This window comes from Nocardioides sp. CCNWLW216 (assembly GCF_037120545.1).
Lineage (GTDB): Bacteria > Actinomycetota > Actinomycetes > Propionibacteriales > Nocardioidaceae > Nocardioides > Nocardioides lianchengensis.
Genome location: NZ_JBBBBJ010000005.1, coordinates 78,671 through 96,481, shown reverse-complemented (window position 1 = coordinate 96,481; position 17,811 = coordinate 78,671). Strand labels below are relative to the sequence as shown.

Sequence of the window (17,811 nt, the reverse complement as noted above, 5' to 3'; positions counted from 1 at the left end):
GCGCGACCTCCTCAACCACCGGGTGGGTGGTCCAGCGCCGCGGCCAGCTCGGGTGGCAGGGCCACCAGCGCCTCCTCGTCGCCGGCGCGCGCCGCGGCGACGCGGGCCAGCAGGCCGGTCTCCGTTCGGAGCGCCTCGGTCACGGCCGCGTCCGCGGGCCCGTCGGTGACGGCGAGGACGCTCAGGACGCACCAGTCGTGCAGGGGGCGCGGCGGCGGAGCGTCGTCGGCCAGTGCGACGAGGAACCGCAGGGCACCGGCCCGGTCGGCCGCGCCGACGGCGACGGCCGCCCGGCGGGCCCGGTGGTGGAGGGCCAGGGTGCCGGTCGGCTCGTCGGCCCCCGTGGCGTCGGCGACGACCGCGTCGAGGTCGGCCGCTGCGCCCTCGTGGTCGCCGGCCCGGGCGCGCGCGGCCGCGAGGTCGGACCGGAGGAAGAGGACGGTGTGCGCGCTCGCGCCGTACGTCGTGACCGCCTCGGGGAGCAGCCGCTCTAGCTCACGGACCTGCTCGTCGTACTGGCCCCGGCGGCCGAGGTCGAGGGCCAGCCAGCTCCGGGCCCGCAGCAGGTCGGCCCGGCCGGGTGCGCCGACCTCCTCCAGATCGGCGACCAGGGCGGCGGTGTCCTCGGCCGCCTGCTCGGGCGAGCCCGCCCAGCCCCGGACCACGGCCTGGGCCTGCCGGAGGCGGAGAGTGGTCGGGTCGATGGCGCCGAGGGCGTCGACCGCGTCGGCGACGACCTCCTCGTGGAGCGCCAGGCTGCCGGCGAGGTCCCCGGCCATCGCGGTCGCCCAGGCCAGGTCGCCCCGGGCGGCCAGGCTGGCGGGGTGCAGCCGGCCGGCGTGCTCGCCCCGGAGGTCGACGAGCAGCGCGTGCAGCTCCCGCGCGTGGTCGAACGCGCCCTGGCCGGTGTGCTCGGCGGCCAGCGCGGCGATGGTGGTGTCGAGGGGGCGGAGCAGCCCCGTCTCACCGGCGGCCGGGGCGAGCCCGGCCAGGGCGGCCCGGGTCGCGGCCGGGTCGCGGTGCGCGTCCCAGGTGACGGCGGTCAGGTCGAGCAGGACGGCCTCCGGGGCGGTCAGCCCGCTCCCGTCGGCCGTGCGGAGCAGGGCGCCGACAGCCTCCGCGAGGTCGCCCGTCGACCGGTCCCGCGCCCGGTCGACCAGCTCGACGAGGTCGGTCCCGAGGTAGGTCAGGTCCTCCCGGGCCTGCCACTGGTGGGCGAGCAGCTGGAGGCCGTCGACGTCCCGACGGAGTGCCGGGTTGGGGGCGAGGCGCTCGGAGACCCGGTCGAGGGTCGCCGCGAGCTCGCGGAGCAGGTCCGTGCCCGGCGGCTCGGCCGGCCGGTGCCGCTCGCGCTCCGCGGGGTCCAGCAGGACGCGAAGGAGAGCGGCGGCCTGCGCGAGCGGCTGCGTCTGCCGCGAGCGGTCCTGGACGTGGTGGCGCAGCAGCGGGTCGCGCAGCCGGTACCAGGTCCGGCGCCGGTCGCCGGTCCGCAGCTTCGCGCTCGTGACCCACCCGCCCGCGGCCAGTCGCTTCAGCGTGGTCGAGGTGACCGCTTGGCCGAGGTCGGCCCGGTCGCTGAGGTCCCCGACCGTGAGCGTCGTCGAGCCGCCGTCGGCGAGGGCGCGGACCACCCGCTGCTCGTTCGGGGGCAGCTCCCACAGCAGCTGCTGGTGGTGGGGGACCAGCTGTTCCACGAGCCGGACGACGGCCGGGGTCAGCTCGTCGAGGGACCGCTCGTCGAGCAACCCGGCCAGGATCGTCCAGGATCGCGGCGAGCCTCCGGTCAGGTGACCCAGCGCCGCGAGCCGGGCGCGGCCGGTCGCGCCGGCGAGGAGCTCGGCGGTCGCGTGGTCGCCGCGGTCACGGGCCAGCAGCGTGACCAGCTCGGCCGCGTCGTCGGTGGCGAGGGCGGTCAGGGCCAGGTCGGTGAACGTGCCCGACCAGTCCTCCTCCCGGAGCGCATCCGGCACGGTCGGGGTGGTCGCCAGGACGAGGGCCCCGGACGACCGGAGCCAGGCCCGCAGGTCGCGGCGGCCCGCCGGACCGAGGTTGCCCAGCACTCGGTCGAGGTTCTCGACCGTCAGCAGCAGCACCCGGTCGCCGACCGCGTCGCGCACCGCGGCAGCGCGATCGTCGGTCGTCGCCGCCCCCAGCGTGGTCAGCACGGCGTCGAGCACGTCGGCGAGCCGGGTCACGCCCAGCCCGTCCTCCGGGACGCGCACGACGGCGTACCTCCCGGCGAGGTCGGGGTCGTCGAGCAGCGCTCCGACCGCGACCGCGAGCAGGTGGCTCTTGCCGGAGCCGCGGGGGCCGACCAGCAGGCTGTGGTCCCGGCGCCGTCCCGTGGCCGCCGTCCGGAGGGTGCTCGCGAGGTGGTCGAGCAGGTCGTCGCGGCCGACCGTGCGCCGCCGCAGGTCGCGCGCGTCCTCGCCTGCTGGCGTGAACGGGCGGAGGACGCCGGTAGCCATGGCAACAACCTAGCAAAATTGGTATCTAAACAACGCGATATCCATCCAGCCTGTGAGGTACTGCGAACCGCCCGAGTAAGGGAGAGGGGCCACCTGGCGCCTTCGCCCTACTACTCGGGCGGGTCCACGACCTGAGCCGTCCGGCGAACGCCCTGACCCTGCGTCCCGCCACCGCTGGGTGGAGGCGATGAGCGGCCGCCGCCTCGCGCGCGGGCCGGGACGGCCGTGGTCGCTGGCGGGCTTCGATGCATTGCCGACCGGGGATCAGCACGTGGGAGGATGACGCACCGTGACCGTCCCCAACGTCCTCGCCACCCGCTACGCCGGGGCCGACCTCGCGGCCATCTGGTCGCCCGAGCACAAGATCGTCCTGGAGCGCCAGCTCTGGATCGCGGTCCTGAAGGCCCAGCGCGACCTCGGGATCGACGTCCCCGACGGGGTCGTCGAGGCCTACGAGAAGGTCGTCGACCAGGTCGACCTGGCGTCGATCGCCGCCCGTGAGCGGATCACCCGCCACGACGTGAAGGCGCGGATCGAGGAGTTCGCCGACCTCGCCGGTCACGAGCACATCCACAAGGGCATGACCTCGCGCGACCTCACCGAGAACGTCGAGCAGCTCCAGCTCAAGCAGTCCCTGGAGCTCGTCCGCGACCGGGCCGTGGCCACCCTCGCGCGGCTCGCGCGGCTGGCCGCCGAGCACGAGACGACGGTGATGGCCGGCCGCAGCCACAACGTCGCGGCCCAGGCGACCACGCTCGGCAAGCGGTTCGCGACCGTCGCCGACGAGATGCTGATCGCGCTCGAGCGGGTCGAGGACCTCCTCGGGCGCTACCCGCTGCGCGGCATCAAGGGCCCGATGGGCACCGCCCAGGACATGCTCGACCTGCTCGACGGGGACGGCGCCAAGCTGGCCGAGCTGGAGCAGCGGGTCGCCGCCCACCTCGGCTTCGAGCGGGTGCTGACGAGCGTCGGCCAGGTCTACCCGCGCTCGCTCGACTACGACGTGGTCACCGCGCTCGCCCAGCTGGTCGCCGGTCCGTCCAACCTCGCGACGACCGTCCGGCTGATGGCCGGCAACGAGGTCGTCACCGAGGGCTTCAAGGAGGGCCAGGTCGGCTCCTCGGCGATGCCGCACAAGATGAACAGCCGCTCCTGCGAGCGGGTCAACGGCCTCGCGGTCGTGGTCCGCGGCTACGTCTCCATGGTCGGCGAGCTCGCCGGCGACCAGTGGAACGAGGGCGACGTCTCCGACTCCGTCGTACGACGGGTCGCGCTGCCCGACGCGTTCTTCGCGACCGACGGCCTGTTCCAGACCTTCCTCACGGTGCTCGACGAGTTCGGCGCCTTCCCGGCGGTCATCCAGCGCGAGCTGGACCGCTACCTGCCCTTCCTCGCGACCACCAAGGTGCTGATGGCCGCGGTCCGCAACGGGGTCGGCCGCGAGTCGGCCCACGAGGCGATCAAGGAGGCCGCGGTCGGCACCGCGCTCGACATGCGGAAGGGCCAGGCCGAGAACGACGTGTTCGCCCGGCTGGCCGCCGACGAGCGCCTGGGGCTGACCGCCGAGCAGCTGGCCGGCCTGGTCGCCGACCCGATCACCTTCACCGGTGCGGCGGTCGACCAGGTCCAGACCGTCGTACGACGGGTCGCCGAGGTCAGCGCCCGCTACCCGCAGGCGGCGTCGTACGCGCCTGGCGCCATCCTCTGAACGCCATCGCCAGGGCGACGAGCACCAGCCCGGCGCCGGTGAGCAGCGCGGCCCGGAGTGCTGCGTCGGTCGAGACGCTGTCGGCGCTGACCTGGTAGACGGTCACCAGCAGGGCGGCGCCGATCGAGGCGCCGATCCGCTGGCCGGTCTGCAGGGCGCCGCCGGCGGCGCCGCCCATCCGCGGTGGCACCTCGGCGAGCGTCAGGGTGATGTTGGGCGAGACGACCGCGCCGCCGCCGAGGCCGGTGAGCAGCAGGGTCGGCAGCAGCCAGGGCCAGATCGGGTCGCGGCCGGGTGCGAGCAGGGCCACCAGGACCACGCCGACGACCATCACCGCGAGGGCCGCGACGGTCAGGATCCGCCCGGCGTCGGAGACGTACCGGCCGGCCAGCGGCGCGCCGATCGCCGAGCCGACCGCGAACGGCATGATGGCCAGCCCGGCCTGGAGCGGCGAGAGGCCGAGCGACTCCTGCAGATGGATCGAGAGCACCAGCAGCAGGCCGGTGAAGCCGGTGAAGTAGAGCGCGCCGATGGCCAGCCCGTTCACGTAGCCGGGCAGCGTGCGCAGCAGTCGGAGGTCGAGGAGCGGCGGGTGACCCCGGTGCGTCGTACGGCGCTCCCAGCGGACGAACGCCCAGCCGAAGAGCGGCACCCCGGCGAGCAGCACCAGCGGCAGCCGGTGGCCGCCCTCGATCGAGACGACCGGGTAGAGCAGGCAGAGTACGGTCAGCCCCAGCAGCACCGCCCCGGGTACGTCGATCCGGTTGTCGGCCGGCTCGGAGTCCGGGCGGCGCTTCGGCACCATCCGCATGACCGCGACCGCGGCCACCAGCCCGATCGGGACGTTGACCAGGAACAGCCAGCGCCAGCCGTCCTCCTCGCCGGCCACCGCGATGATCAGCCCACCCAGGACCGGCCCGGTCGCGGAGGCGGTCGAGACCGTGAACCCGAACAGCCCGAACGCCTTGGCCCGCTCGCGGCCGCGGAAGAGCTGCTGGATCAGCCCGGAGTTCTGCGGGGTGAGGAGGCCCGCGAACGCGCCCTGGGCCAGCCGGGCCAGGATCACCAGCGGAGCGTTCGGCGCCAGCCCGACCGCGGCGCTCGCCACCGTGAACCCGGCCAGCCCGATCAGCATCATCCGCCGTCGACCGTGGGCGTCCCCGAGCCGGCCGCCCGCGACCAGGGTCAGCCCGAAGGCCAGCGCGTAGCCCGAGACCACCCACTGCACCGTCCCCGCCGAGGTGTCGAGCCCGTCCTGCATCGACGGGATGGCCACGTTGACGATCGAGACGTCGAGCAGCGACATGAAGCCGACGACCAGCGACACCCCGAGGATCCGCCAGCGCCGCGGGTGCGGCTCGTACCCCTCGTCCTGCTCCTCGTGCGGGCGGTCGTCGACGAGGTGCTCGGTCACGGGTCCTGTGTACCCACCCGTCCCCCCTCGGTGGTGGAGCAGGCGCCCAGAACCGCGCCCCGGTGGTTGAGCAGGTTGCGCAGCAACCGTGTCCCGTTGGTTGAGCAGGTTGCGCAGCAACCGTGTCGAAACCCGGTGACCCGACAACCGGCGCCCGGGAGACCGACGATCGGCCCACCGGGTTTCGAGACGGGACTTCGTCCCTCCTCAACCACCGGGGCGACAGGACTTCGTCCCTCCTCAACCACCGGGCCGACAGGGCCCGCGCGATGATGGGGGCATGACTGCCGTCGACGTCCGCCCCGGCCCGGACACCGGGGCGCGCACCTTCGAGGTGCGCGGATGAGCGAGCCCGTCACCGTCTCCATCACCCGCCACCTCGAGCCCGGGCACGAGCCCGAGATGCTCAGCTGGCTGCAGGCCGGTACGGCGCTGGCCCAGCAGTTCCCCGGCTTCCTCGGCTCCGGCTGGGTGCGTCCCGAGGCGGGCTCGACCGAGTGGCACATGCTCTACCGGTTCGCCGACCAGGACTCGCTGCTCGGGTGGGAGCAGTCCCACGAGCGGCAGTGGTGGCGCTCGTCGGCGGCCGGGCTCGGCGTCGTCGAGTCTCGGGTCGAGCGTCGGACGGGCATCGAGGGCTGGTTCGACCCGCCCACCACCCGCGACGTCGAGGACCTGCGCCCGGCGCCGACGCCCCCGCCTCGGTGGAAGCAGGCGAGCGTGATCTTCCTGGTCTTCTTCCCGCTGAGTCTGCTGGTCAACGTCGCCACCAGCCACCTGATCCCGGACTGGCCGCTCCCGCTGCGGGTCTTCGTCACCATCGCGGTGATGACCCCGGTGATGACCTACGCCGCGCTGCCGTGGATCACGAAGCGGATGGAGTGGTGGCTGCAGGGCCGGCCGGCCCCCTGGCGCCGTACCGGTGGTTGAGCAGGTCGCGCAGCGACCGTGTCGACCCCCGCAGCCCGACCGCCCGCCCTCAGGCCCGGGCGTGCCCGCCCCAGTTGGCCAGCTTGGTGGCCACCGTGTGCAGGTCGGCGCGCCACACGTCCTCCGGCCCGGGCGGCAGCACGGCGTCCCACTCGACGGCGTACGACCCGAGCACCTGCCCCAGTCGCGCCGTCCGGGCGATGACCCAGAGGTGGAAGTGCGAGCCGCCGTCGCCCCAGCGGTCGACGTGCACGCGGCCGATGTTGGGCAGGCTGCCGATGATGCGGGTCAGCCGCACGCTGATCCGGCCCAGCTCGGAGGCGAGCTCGTCGCTGAGGTCGGGCATGTCCAGGTGCTCGCGGGTGTGCAGCATCAGCAGCACCGGCAACCCGGAGGGCGCGCCCTCGTGGGTGAGCACCCAGTGCTCGTCCTCCCACACCACCCGATCGGGGTCGAAGCCGGCGCACGAGCCGCACGGCTTCTCGGGCGACTCACCCCAGCGCGGGGGCTCGTCGGCGGGCGGCTGCAGCACCTTCGGTACGACGGCGCCCCCCTCCGCCTGCCAGGGGAAGACGTCCCACTCGCCGATGGACGGCAGCGGCAGGTGCCCGCCCTCCCCGACGGCGGCGACGACCCGGGCGTAGACCTCTTCCGCAGACTCAGCCATGCCGCAGCCTCCCACGCCCGGTCCGGCGGCCCTCACTAGGCTGGGGCCGTGGCCGACCTCAACATCCCCGCCGCCCCTGCGATCGAGGGCGCCGAGCACCTGCACTCGGGCAAGGTGCGCGACCTCTACACGCTGCCGTCGGGCGAGCTGCTGATGGTCGCGAGCGACCGGATCTCGGCGTACGACTTCGTCCTCGACACGACCATCCCCGACAAGGGCGAGATCCTCACCCGGATGTCGCTGTGGTGGTTCGACCAGCTCCGCGAGATCGTCGACAACCACATCGTCTCCACCGACGTCCCGGACTCCGTCCGCGGCCGGGCCGTGGTCTGCGAGCGGCTGGAGATGTTCCCCGTCGAGTGCGTCGCCCGCGGCTACCTCACCGGCTCCGGCCTCCGCGAGTACGACGAGACCGGCGAGGTGTGCGGGCTCGCGCTCCCGGGCGGCCTGGTCGACGGGAGCCGGCTGCCGGGCGCGATCTTCACCCCGGCCACCAAGGCGGCCGTCGGCGACCACGACGAGAACGTCTCCTTCGAGGCCGTCGTCGGCGAGGTCGGCGCCGACGTCGCCGAGCGGCTGCGCGACCTGACCCTGCGCGTCTACACGCGGGCCGAGGAGCTGGCCCGCGAGCGCGGGATCATCCTGGCCGACACCAAGTTCGAGTTCGGCCGCCGAGCCGACGGCACCACCGTGCTCGCCGACGAGGTCCTCACCCCCGACTCCTCGCGCTTCTGGCCGGCGGCCCAGTGGACGCCGGGCGCCCCGCAGCCGTCGTTCGACAAGGACGTCGTCCGCGGCTGGCTGACCTCGCCCGCGTCCGGCTGGGACCGCACCTCCGGGGAGGCGCCGCCGCCGCTGCCGGCCGAGGTCGTCGAGCGCACCCGCGCCCGCTACGTCGAGGCCTACGAGCTGCTCACCGGCCAGACCTTCTGATGGTCCACTTCCGGGTGTCTCCCGAGGCCGCGTTCGACTACCTGGTCGAGCCGGCCAACCGGCCCGCCTGGCAGTCCAGCCTGGCGCGGGTCGAGGACGTCTCGCCCGGCCCGGCCGTCGGCCAGACCTGGGTCGACGTCACCACGCCCGGCCTCCGCCCGCGGATGGAGACCACCGCCCTCGACCGCCCGCACCGCTGGACCGAGCGCGGCACCTGGCGCGGCTTCTCGGCCGAGCTGACCCTCGACTTCGCGCTCGCCCCCGGCGGCTGCGAGGTCGAGCCCACGATGACCCTCCGGGCCACCGGCCTCGCCGCCCCGCTCGCGCGCGCCCTGTCGGCGGCCGCGCCGTACGCCGTCCGGTCCGACCTGAAGCGCGCCGCCCGCCTCCTCGCCGCCGGCGACGGTGGTTGAGCAGGGAAGGACGAAGTCCTGACCGTGTCGAAACCCCTGCACCCGAGCGCCGTGGTCGGGTTGCGGGGGTTTCGACACGGTTGCTAGCGCAACCTGCTCAACCACCGGTGGCGGCGGTGGTTGAGGAGGGACGAAGTCCCGTCTCGAAACCCGGTGGGCCGACAGTCGGTCTCCGGGGCCGACTGCCGCCTCACCGGGTTTCGAGACGGTTGCTGGCGCAACCTCCTCAACCACCGGACGGGGGAGTTCGAGACGGTTGCCGCGCAGCCTGCTCAACCACCGGCGTGGTCAGGCGTCGCGGCGGACCAGGGCCCACCACCCCGCGGCGAGCACGACAACGGTCTCCAGGACGAGGACGCCGAAGCCGGTCCAGGGACCGAGCGCCTCGGGGTTGAACGAGACGGGGGTGGCGATGGTCATGCCGGCGTTGCCGGGGAGCAGCTTGGACACCCACTCGCCCCAGGTGCCGGGCAGCAGGTTGGCCATGGTGCCGACCACGAAGACCGTGCCGAGCACGATCGAGAGCGCGGCCGCCGTGTGCCGCACGAGCAGGCCGACGGCGGCGGTCAGCAGGCCGAGGGTGGCGAGGTAGAGCCCGTTGCCGAAGAGCGCCCGTACGACGCCGTCGCCGTCGAGCGGCACGCCCACGCCGGCCCGGTCGAGGAAGAAGTTGCCGGCCAGGTAGCCCGCGAACGCGGTCACCGTGCCCGCGACCAGCAGCACGCCGGTCAGCACGACGGCCTTGGCGGCCAGCACCCGCCCGCGCCGCGGGACGGCGGCCAGCGTGGAGCGGATCATCCCGGTGCCGTACTCGCTGGTGACGACCATCGCGCCGAGCACGACGCCGGTCACCTGCGCCAGCATCATCCCCCAGGTCACGAACGAGCCGGGCGACTCGTCGGCGTCGCCGCTGGCCAGCCAGTCCGCGCTCGAGGCGCAGATCATCGCGGTCAGCCCGACGCCGAGGACGACCAGCGCGACCAGCGACCAGCGGGTGCTGCGGACGCTCCAGAACTTGATCCACTCGCCGTGCAGCACCCGCCCGAAGGTCTGCGGCGGGTACGACGCGGTCGCCCGCTCGGCAGTCCCGATCGCGGTGGCGCTCATGCCGCTGCTCCCGCCGTGGCGTGGTAGTCGACGCTGTCCGCGGTCAGCGTCATGAAGGCCTCCTCCAGCGACGAGCTGACGACGGTGAGCTCGTGCAGGGTCAGCCCGGCGGCGGCCGCGGTGTCGCCGATCGTCACCGCGTCGCGGCCGTCGACCCGCAGCTCCCCGTCGTAGGCGGTGACGGCGAGGCCACGCGCCTGCAGCCTCTCGGCCAGGGCCACCTGCTGCGGGCTCCGCACCCGCACGTACGACGCCGCGTGCTCGCTGATGAAGTCCGACATCGAGCAGTCGGCGAGGATCCGGCCCCGGCCGATCACGAGCAGGTGGTCGGCGGTCAGCGCCATCTCCGACATCAGGTGGCTCGAGACCATCACCGTGCGGCCCTCGGAAGCCAGCTCGCGGGCCAGGGTGCGGACCCAGCGGATGCCCTCGGGGTCCAGGCCGTTCACCGGCTCGTCGAGCACGATCACCGGCGGGTCGCCGAGCAGGGCGGCGGCGATGCCGAGCCGCTGGCCCATGCCGAGCGAGAACTTGTAGACCCGCCGGGCCGCGACGGCCCCGAGACCGACCTGCTCCAGGACGGCGTCCACGCGCGAGCGCGGGATGCCGTTGGTCGCGGCCAGCCAGCGCAGGTGGTCGAGCGCGGACCGGCCCGGGTGGACCGACCGGGCCTCGAGCAGCGCGCCGACCTCGCGCAGCGGCGCGGGGGTGTCGGCGTACCGGTGGTCGTTGACGCGGACCTCGCCCGCGGTGGGCCGGTCCAGCCCGATCACCATCCGCATGGTGGTGGACTTGCCGGCGCCGTTGGGCCCCAGGAAGCCGGTCACCAGTCCGGGGCGGACGGTGAAGTCGATGCCGTCGACGGCGGTGGTCTCGCCGTACGTCTTCGTGAGCGCTCGCGCGGTGATCATGACCCTCAGCCTCGCGCTCCCGGGACCCACCGGCATCGGGAGCGAGCCCCGGCGCACCCCTGAGCCGACCCTGAGTCGGCCTCGGGGTCCGGGGGTAGGTTGGCGACCATCCCCTTTCGTGACGGAGGCCACGTTGATCTACAACCTGTCGACCTTTCTCGAGGACAGCGCGCGGCAGTACGCCGACCGCGACGCGATCGTGTTCGGGGACACCCGGCTCACCTACGCGCAGGTCGACGGGGCCGCCAACCTGGTCGCCAACCTGCTGACCTCGCGCGGGATCGAGCCGGGCGACAAGGTCGCGCTGAGCTGCCCGAACCTGCCCTACTTCACGATCGTCTACTTCGGCATCCTCAAGGCCGGCGCGACCGTGGTGCCGCTCAACGTCCTGCTCAAGGGCCGCGAGGTGGCCTACCACCTCGGCGACTCCGACGCGAAGGCCTACTTCTGCTTCCAGGGCACCCCTGAGCTGCCCATCGGCCAGGAGGGGTACGCCGGCTTCCAGGACGCCGAGGGCTGTGAGCACTTCTTCGTGATCACCGCCGACCCCGGTGCGGACTCGCCGATCGAGGGCACCGAGACGCTGATGCAGGCCGCCGCCGGGCAGCCCTCGACCTTCACCTCGGTCGCCACCGACGAGAACGACACCGCGGTCATCCTCTACACCTCCGGCACCACCGGCCAGCCCAAGGGCGCCGAGCTGCGGCACCGCAACATGCGCGACAACGCGCTGGCCAGCAAGGACCTCTTCGGCGCCGACGCGGACAAGCCCGACACCTACCTGTGCGTGCTGCCGCTCTTCCACTCCTTCGGCCAGACGGTCATCCAGAACGGCGCCTTCGCCTTCGGCGGCACCGTCGTGATGCTGCCGCGCTTCGAGGCCGAGCCGGCGCTCGGGCTGATGCTGAGGGAGGGCGTCACCTTCTTCGCCGGTGTCCCCACCATGTACTGGGGCCTGCTCGGCGCGCTCACCCCCGACACGGACGTGTCGACGCTGGCGCAGAACCTCCGGGTCGCGGCCGCCGGTGGCTCGGCGCTGCCGGTCGAGGTGCACAAGGACTTCGAGAAGCGCTTCGGCGTCACCATCCTCGAGGGCTACGGCCTCTCCGAGACCTCGCCGGTGGCGTCGTTCTCCCACTACGGCGAGCCGGCCCGCGTCGGCTCGGTCGGCACCCCGATCCCCGGCGTCGAGATGACCCTGCTCGACCCGGAGAGCTGGGACGAGGTCGAGTGGACGCCCGACGCGATCGGCGAGATCGCCATCAAGGGCCACAACATCATGAAGGGCTACCACGGCCGGCCGGAGGCGACCGACGAGGTGCTGCGGGACGGCTGGTTCCGCTCCGGCGACCTCGGCCGCCGCGACGAGGACGGCTGGTACTACATCGTCGACCGCTCCAAGGACATGATCATCCGCGGCGGCTTCAACGTGTACCCGCGCGAGATCGAGGAGGTCCTCCTCACCCACCCGGACGTCTCGCTGGCCGCCGTCGTCGGCGTGCCGCACGACAGCCACGGCGAGGAGATCAAGGCGTACGTCATCCTCAACGCCGGCGCCTCCCTCTCGCCCGAGGAGCTGGTGGCCTGGGGTAAGGAGCAGATGGCCGCCTACAAGTACCCCCGCCAGGTCGAGGTCGTCGACAGCCTCCCGATGACCGCGACGGGCAAGATCCTCAAGCGCGAACTCACCTGACGCCCCCGGTGGTTGAGGTGTGAGGCTCGCTCCGCTCGCACCTCAACCAGCGTCGGCGGATCAGGCGAAGGGGTTGGGGAGCGCGCCGGGCAGCCCGGCGAGCAGCTCGCGCGCCTGCGCGGCGGACTTGTGCTCGACCAGCACCTCGTAGCGGGTCGCCACCACCTGGGTGACCGACGAGAAGTCCCGCTGGCCGCGGGTGGCGGCGTACCCGACGAGGGCCCAGATCAGGCCGAACAGCGCGCCGAAGAGCATCGTCGAGACGATGGTGACGAAGCCCTCGTCGGAGAAGAGCGACAGGATCACGCCGACGAACAGGCCGAGCCAGACGCCGGAGAGCACGCCGCCCATGGCGACCCGGTTCCAGGTGAGCCGCCCGGTGATCCGCTCGATCCGCTTCAGGTCGGTGCCGACGATCATCAGCTGCTCGACGGGGAACTTCTGGTCGGACAGGTAGTCGACCGACTTCTGCGCGGCGGCGTAGTCGTCGTAGGTGGCCAGGGACTGGGGGAACTCCAGCCTCAGCGGCGAGGCGGCGTTGGCGCGGGGGGTGCCGGAGGTGGGCATGCTCATACCTCCAGTGTGCCGGACCGTCCGCGGTCCGCTCTAGACTGACGGCCATGCCCGTAGTCGTCGTCGACGTCATGCCCAAGCCCGAGATCCTCGACCCGCAGGGGAAGGCCGTGCAGGGGGCGTTGCCCCGGCTCGGCTTCAGCGGCGTCACCGACGTCCGCCAGGGCAAGCGCTTCGAGATCACCGTCGAGGGCGAGGTGACCGAGGCCGTGCTCGAGCAGGTGCACCAGATGGCCGAGACGCTGCTCTCCAACCCGGTCATCGAGAACTTCGCCGTGCGCGTGGCTGCGTCGGACGCTGGGACCGTGGCGTGAAGGTCGGGGTCGTCACCTTCCCCGGCTCGCTCGACGACGTCGACGCGCAGCGTGCGGTCCGCATCGGCGGACACGAGGCGGTCGCGCTGTGGCACGGCGACCACGACCTCCGCGGGGTCGACGCGGTCGTGCTGCCGGGCGGCTTCTCGTACGGCGACTACCTCCGCTGCGGGGCCATCTCGCGGTTCTCCCCGGTGATGGCCGAGGTGATCGAGGCGGCCGGCAAGGGGATGCCCGTGCTCGGCATCTGCAACGGCTTCCAGATCCTCTGCGAGTCCCACCTGCTGCCCGGGGCGCTGATTCGCAACGACCACCGCAAGTTCGTCTGCCGCGACCAGCGGCTGCGCATCGAGAACGCCTCGACGGCCTGGACCTCGTCGTACGACGAGGGCGCCGAGATCACCGTCGTGCTCAAGAACGGCGAGGGCGGCTTCGTCGCCGACGCCGAGACCCTCGACCGGCTCGAGGGGGAGGGGCGCGTCGTCGCCCGCTACCTCGACGTCAACCCCAACGGCTCGCTGCGCGACATCGCCGGCGTGACCAACGAGCGGGGCAACGTGGTCGGCCTGATGCCGCACCCCGAGCACGCGGTCGAGGAGCTCACCGGCTCCGGCACCGACGGCCTGGGCTTCTTCACCTCGCTCGCCGTCGCCGCCTTCTCATGACGCCGCTCAAGCTGTTCCGGACCGTCGCGGTCGCCGAGGCGATCACCTGGGCGCTGCTGCTGACGGGCATGTTCCTGAAGTACGTCACCGAGACCACCGAGGCGGTCGTCAGCGTCGGCGGCATGCTGCACGGCATCGTCTTCATCGCCTACGTGCTCACGACGCTGGTCGTCGCCGTCGACCAGAAGTGGTCGACCGGCCGCACCGTGCTCGGCGTGGTCTCCTCGATCCCGCCGTTCTTCACCGTGCTCTTCGACCGGTACGCCGAGCACCGCGGCCTGCTCGGCACCACCTGGCGGCTGCGCACCGAGACCCCCGCCGGACCCGTCCAGCGCCTGGTCTCCTGGCTGATCCGCAAGCCGCAGCAGGGCCTGGCCGCCGGCGTCGTGGCCGTCCTGGTCCTGACCGTGCTCGCGCTCCTCGTCGGCCCGCCCGCCTCCGGCTGACCCAGCCGGGGGTCTCGATACGCTCGCTGGCGCTTGCGAGAGAGACCAGCGAGGGTGGTTGCTCGGGTCTCGATACGCTCGCTGGCGCTCGCGAGAGAGACCACCGAGGGGAGCCGGTTCGTTGGTCGAGTAGCTCCGCGAGGGACGAGCGGGGCGTATCGAGACCCGCCGACGGTCAGCGGCGGACCCGGCCCTGGGCGAGGGCCCGCCAGGTCGCGGCGGTGACGACGCCGCTGGCGCGGTGCCGGATCCGCGCCTGGTAGGTCTTCAGCGCCTTGTCGGTGCTGGCGCGGAAGACGCCGTCGACGGGGAGCTTGTTCGCCGGGCGGGCGGCGTTGAGGCTGCGCTGCAGGCGGCGGACCGCCTCGCCGGCGGAGCCGTACTTCAGCAGCGGCGCGCTGCCGTGGGCGAGCAGCGACATCCAGTTCCGGCGCGACCAGGAGTCGGAGACGGTGTGGCCGACGTGCTTCTGCCACACGCGGTAGGCGCGCACGGTGCGCTTGTTGACGCGCCCGTTGGTGCTGCCGCGGTAGAGGTTCTTCTCCTTCAGCAGGCACTGCAGCGCCTTGACCTGCCCGGCCGGGGCCGACCGGGTGGCGGTGGGCCGGCGGATGGCGCCGTACGTCCGCAGGTCGAGGGGGACGCCGCCGCAGCGCGTCTCGCGCGCGGCCACCGAACCACGGCCGAGGTCGAGGAAGTTGCTGTCGATGTTGATCGTGACGCCGCCCCAGGTCTCGTCGTGGCCGCCGCGGTACTGCTTGACCCGGCCGCCGGGGCGCCAGCCCTCCTCGCGGAGGTAGCCGGGCGAGGAGGTGTTCGCGACGCCGTCCCAGCGGGCGACCCAGATCCGGTCGGGGAAGGTGAAGGCGGTCGGTCGGGCGACCCGGGCGTCGTCGAGGTCCTTGATGCCGGACCCGGCGCTGGAGTAGACGCCGGAGACGTAGCCGAGCTCGTGCAGTCGCTCGGTCCAGCCGCTGAGGAAGCGCAGCGCCGACTCGCGGCAGTTCGTGTTCTTGCTGTCGTAGCCCTCGAGGTCGTACCAGAGCGTGCTGCCGGCGACGATGCCGAGCGCCTTCGCGTCGGTGACGGTGGTGTCGGCCTCGGCGCGGCCCATCCTGAAGGCCCGGCCGTAGGTGCCGTTGCCGGGGCGCGGGTCGATCCGGACGTCGTCCTTGTAGCGCGGGAACCGCGGCTGGCAGGAGGCCTGCGGGCCCAGGGTGATGGGCAGCAGCCGCCAGCCCTTGCGGAGCTGGGTCGCCACCCAGGTCGGGGTGAGGTTGGGCTGGTTGCGGCAGGCCCGGGACTTGCCGGAGATGTAGATGCCGACGGCCAGGAACGGCGAGGTCGCCAGCCAGCGGTCCATCGCGGCCTGCGTGGGCGCGACGCACTGGTCGAAGCCGAAGCCGGTGAAGTCGCCCGGCGTCACCGGGTTGGTCGTCTTCCTAGCGGCGGTTGCCGCGGCGGCTGAGCTCACGGCGGCGTACGACGGGGTCTCGGCGGCGGCCGTCGAGCCGGCTCCGCCCGTGGCCAGGACGACCCCGGTGGTCGCGACGAGCAGGCCGGTCAGGGTCGTCGCGAGGACGGCGCGGAAGGGCAGGCGGGGGCGGCGCATGGCGGAGCTCCAGGGGAAGAAGGCGGGGGCGAATCCGTCGATTCCGCGTCACCTTAACCTCACCAGTCACAGGCGTAACAGAGGTTCGGATGAACTACAACGCTGTAGTTCGGCGACACGTCTTCGCAGGTCAGAGGGGGATTCGGTCGTCGCCCCGTGAAATCTGAGCCGATCGGCCGCGCCGGTGACACCGCTGCCCCATCCTGGTCGTCCGGTCCGCGCTCGGGGGGAGTGCGGCGAAGGAGGGAACCACGATGAGCACGATCGTCGACGTGCATCCCGAGCCCGTCCTGGGTGGGCCGCCGGTCTACAGCCCCGACGGTCGCTGGACCTGGACCGGATCGGCCTGGGAACGCCGCGACCCGGACGCCGACACAGCCGAGGGCTGAGCCGACGCCCGGGTCGGGGCGCGAGGCGGAGCGGGTCAGGCGGTCTCGAGGACCGCGGCGACCCGGCGCCGTCGTACCAGTCCGAGGGCCGCGGCCAGGGCGAGCAGGGCGAAGAGCGACGAGGTGAGGAACGCCGCGTCCGCGCCCGGGAGGAACTGACCGGGCTCCGCGCCGGCGGCGTACACCGACACGATCACGGCCAGGCCGATCGCCCCGCCGAGCTGCTGGAAGGTCTGCAGCAGCCCGGACGCCGAGCCGGCGTGCTCGGGCTCGACCCCGGCGAGGATCGTCGAGGTCACCGGCATGAACACCAGGCCGGCGGACAGGCCGTTGAGGAGCATCGGGCCGAAGACGCCGCTGAGGTAGGTGTCGCTCGCCGAGACGGTCGAGAGCCAGGCGAAGCTGGCCGCCAGGCCGAGAGAGCCGACGACCATCATCGGGACGGCGCCGACCCGGCCCAGCAGGCGCGGCGTCACCCGCGACATCCCGAAGATGCCGAGGGTCAGCGGCAGGAAGGCCAGACCCGTCTGCATCGGGCCGAACCCGAGCTGGCCCTCGATCAGCTGGACGGCCAGGAAGAACATCGACAGCTGGCCGCCGACGACGAGGGCGATCATCATCAGCCCCCCGACCCGCTGCCGGCTGCGCAGCAGCACCGGCTGGAGCAGCGGGTGCGCGACCCGACGCTCCGTGACGGCGAGGGCGCAGACCAGGGCCAGGCCCACGAGGAGCCCGATCAGGGTCCGGGCGGAGGTCCAGCCGTGGTCGGGGGCGCCGATCAGCGACCAGACGATCGCGACGGCACCGCCGGTGGCGGTGACCGCGCCCACGATGTCGAAGCGGCCGGGACGGCGGGCGGTCTCGTCGAGGAATCGGCGGGTCAGCGCCAGCACCGCGAGGCCGATCGGGACGTTGATGAACATCGTCCAGCGCCACGAGCCGACGTCGGTGAGGAAGCCGCCGAGCAGCAGGCCGATGGACATGCCGCCCGACGAGACCGCGCCGAACAGGGCGAGGGCCCGGTTGCGGGCGGCCTGGTCGGGGGCGCTCGTGGTGAGCAGGGCGAGCACGCCGGGGGCGGCCATCGCGGCGCCGACGCCCTGGAGGGCACGGGCGCCGACCAGCACCTCGGGGCTCTGGGCGAGGCCGCCGAGCAGCGAGGCGAGCGTGAAGACGGCGAGACCGGACTCGAACATCCGGCGCCGTCCGAAGACGTCGCCCAACCGGCCGCCGAGGAGCAGCAGCCCGCCGAAGGCGAGCGTGTAGGAGTTCAGGACCCAGGACAGCCCGGCCGGGCCGAAGCCCAGGTCGGCGTCGATGTGCGGCAGGGCGACGTTCACGACGGTGGCGTCGAGGATGAGCATCAGCTGGGCGACCAGGACGATCGCGATGCCGGCGGCGGCCCGGCCCGCGTTGTCGGGCAGCTCGGTCGGCAGCCCGGGGCCGGCGGCGATGGGGCTCGCGGGGATGGTGCGAGCAGGTGGGGCGGTGGTGTCTGTGGACATGAGGAGGAAGTCCTGTTCTGGCCCGACGGGCCGAGGTACATTAGATCCGGAGGATGGCTCCGC

General features: G+C 73.1%; 17 protein-coding genes. 9 read left to right on the top strand and 8 right to left on the bottom strand.

Annotation, left to right across the window (positions count from 1 at the left end):
* Positions 1 to 11 precede the first annotated feature (11 nt).
* The gene (locus V7S47_RS13145) at positions 12 to 2,468 is read right to left on the bottom strand and encodes a MarR family transcriptional regulator (protein ID WP_336561965.1); all 2,457 of its coding nucleotides are present in this window, start codon (positions 2,466 to 2,468) and stop codon (positions 12 to 14) included.
* A 289-nt stretch (positions 2,469 to 2,757) separates the two neighbouring features.
* Here V7S47_RS13145 and purB point away from each other — a divergent pair, with 289 nt between their 5' ends.
* Entirely contained in the window at positions 2,758 to 4,176 is a 1,419-nt protein-coding gene (gene purB / locus V7S47_RS13140; RefSeq protein WP_336561964.1) for an adenylosuccinate lyase, read from the top strand.
* Here purB and V7S47_RS13135 read toward each other — a convergent pair.
* Positions 4,124 to 5,590: an MFS transporter gene (locus V7S47_RS13135; RefSeq protein WP_336561963.1), complete on the bottom strand. Its 1,467-nt coding sequence runs from the start codon at positions 5,588 to 5,590 to the stop codon at positions 4,124 to 4,126. The genes purB and V7S47_RS13135 overlap by 53 nt on opposite strands.
* Before the next feature lie 342 nt (positions 5,591 to 5,932).
* Here V7S47_RS13135 and V7S47_RS13130 point away from each other — a divergent pair, with 342 nt between their 5' ends.
* Positions 5,933 to 6,520 (top strand): antibiotic biosynthesis monooxygenase, encoded by a 588-nt coding sequence (locus tag V7S47_RS13130; RefSeq protein WP_336561962.1) that lies wholly within the window; start codon positions 5,933 to 5,935, stop codon positions 6,518 to 6,520.
* 49 nt (positions 6,521 to 6,569) lie between these two features.
* Here the strand turns inward: V7S47_RS13130 and V7S47_RS13125 are convergent, their stop codons facing one another.
* Complete coding sequence (locus tag V7S47_RS13125; protein ID WP_090859886.1) at positions 6,570 to 7,187, bottom strand: hypothetical protein; 618 nt, start codon at positions 7,185 to 7,187, stop codon at positions 6,570 to 6,572.
* Positions 7,188 to 7,235: 48 nt separating this feature from the next.
* Between V7S47_RS13125 and V7S47_RS13120 the strand changes: the two genes are divergently transcribed.
* On the top strand, positions 7,236 to 8,120 hold the full coding sequence (locus tag V7S47_RS13120) for a phosphoribosylaminoimidazolesuccinocarboxamide synthase (RefSeq protein WP_336561961.1): 885 nt from the start codon (positions 7,236 to 7,238) through the stop codon (positions 8,118 to 8,120).
* Positions 8,120 to 8,533, top strand: coding sequence for an SRPBCC family protein (locus V7S47_RS13115; RefSeq protein WP_336561960.1), 414 nt, complete (start codon positions 8,120 to 8,122; stop codon positions 8,531 to 8,533). Before V7S47_RS13120 ends, V7S47_RS13115 begins: the two co-directional genes overlap by 1 nt.
* Before the next feature lie 288 nt (positions 8,534 to 8,821).
* On the opposite strand, the gene V7S47_RS13110 is transcribed toward V7S47_RS13115, so the two are convergent.
* Entirely contained in the window at positions 8,822 to 9,640 is an 819-nt protein-coding gene (locus V7S47_RS13110; protein ID WP_336561959.1) for an ABC transporter permease subunit, read from the bottom strand.
* Positions 9,637 to 10,551, bottom strand: a complete 915-nt coding sequence (locus V7S47_RS13105; RefSeq protein ID WP_336561958.1) for an ABC transporter ATP-binding protein — start codon at positions 10,549 to 10,551, stop codon at positions 9,637 to 9,639. The genes V7S47_RS13110 and V7S47_RS13105 overlap by 4 nt, the downstream gene beginning before the upstream one ends.
* A 118-nt stretch (positions 10,552 to 10,669) precedes the next feature.
* Between V7S47_RS13105 and V7S47_RS13100 the strand changes: the two genes are divergently transcribed.
* Positions 10,670 to 12,244, top strand: coding sequence for a long-chain-fatty-acid--CoA ligase (locus V7S47_RS13100; protein WP_336561957.1), 1,575 nt, complete (start codon positions 10,670 to 10,672; stop codon positions 12,242 to 12,244).
* A 60-nt stretch (positions 12,245 to 12,304) separates the two neighbouring features.
* Here V7S47_RS13100 and V7S47_RS13095 read toward each other — a convergent pair whose 3' ends face one another.
* Entirely contained in the window at positions 12,305 to 12,817 is a 513-nt protein-coding gene (locus V7S47_RS13095; RefSeq protein WP_336561956.1) for a general stress protein, read from the bottom strand.
* A gap of 47 nt (positions 12,818 to 12,864) precedes the next feature.
* Here V7S47_RS13095 and purS point away from each other — a divergent pair, with 47 nt between their 5' ends.
* From purS to V7S47_RS13080, 3 genes are read left to right on the top strand one after another with little or no spacing between them, the layout of a single operon-like run.
* On the top strand, positions 12,865 to 13,131 hold the full coding sequence (purS, locus tag V7S47_RS13090; RefSeq protein WP_336561955.1) for a phosphoribosylformylglycinamidine synthase subunit PurS: 267 nt from the start codon (positions 12,865 to 12,867) through the stop codon (positions 13,129 to 13,131).
* A complete protein-coding gene (gene purQ, locus V7S47_RS13085) occupies positions 13,128 to 13,796 on the top strand; it encodes a phosphoribosylformylglycinamidine synthase subunit PurQ (RefSeq protein WP_336561953.1) in 669 nt (222 codons plus the stop codon). Before purS ends, purQ begins: the two co-directional genes overlap by 4 nt.
* A complete protein-coding gene (locus V7S47_RS13080; protein ID WP_336561952.1) occupies positions 13,793 to 14,242 on the top strand; it encodes a DUF3817 domain-containing protein in 450 nt (149 codons plus the stop codon). The genes purQ and V7S47_RS13080 overlap by 4 nt, the downstream gene beginning before the upstream one ends.
* A gap of 175 nt (positions 14,243 to 14,417) precedes the next feature.
* Here the strand turns inward: V7S47_RS13080 and V7S47_RS13075 are convergent, their stop codons facing one another.
* Positions 14,418 to 15,854 (bottom strand): glycoside hydrolase domain-containing protein, encoded by a 1,437-nt coding sequence (locus tag V7S47_RS13075; RefSeq protein ID WP_336561951.1) that lies wholly within the window; start codon positions 15,852 to 15,854, stop codon positions 14,418 to 14,420.
* 254 nt (positions 15,855 to 16,108) lie between these two features.
* Here V7S47_RS13075 and V7S47_RS13070 point away from each other — a divergent pair, with 254 nt between their 5' ends.
* Complete coding sequence (locus V7S47_RS13070) at positions 16,109 to 16,243, top strand: hypothetical protein (RefSeq protein WP_257025123.1); 135 nt, start codon at positions 16,109 to 16,111, stop codon at positions 16,241 to 16,243.
* Positions 16,244 to 16,278: 35 nt separating this feature from the next.
* Here V7S47_RS13070 and V7S47_RS13065 read toward each other — a convergent pair whose 3' ends face one another.
* Positions 16,279 to 17,748: an MFS transporter gene (locus V7S47_RS13065; protein ID WP_336561950.1), complete on the bottom strand. Its 1,470-nt coding sequence runs from the start codon at positions 17,746 to 17,748 to the stop codon at positions 16,279 to 16,281.
* Positions 17,749 to 17,811: the final 63 nt, after the last annotated feature.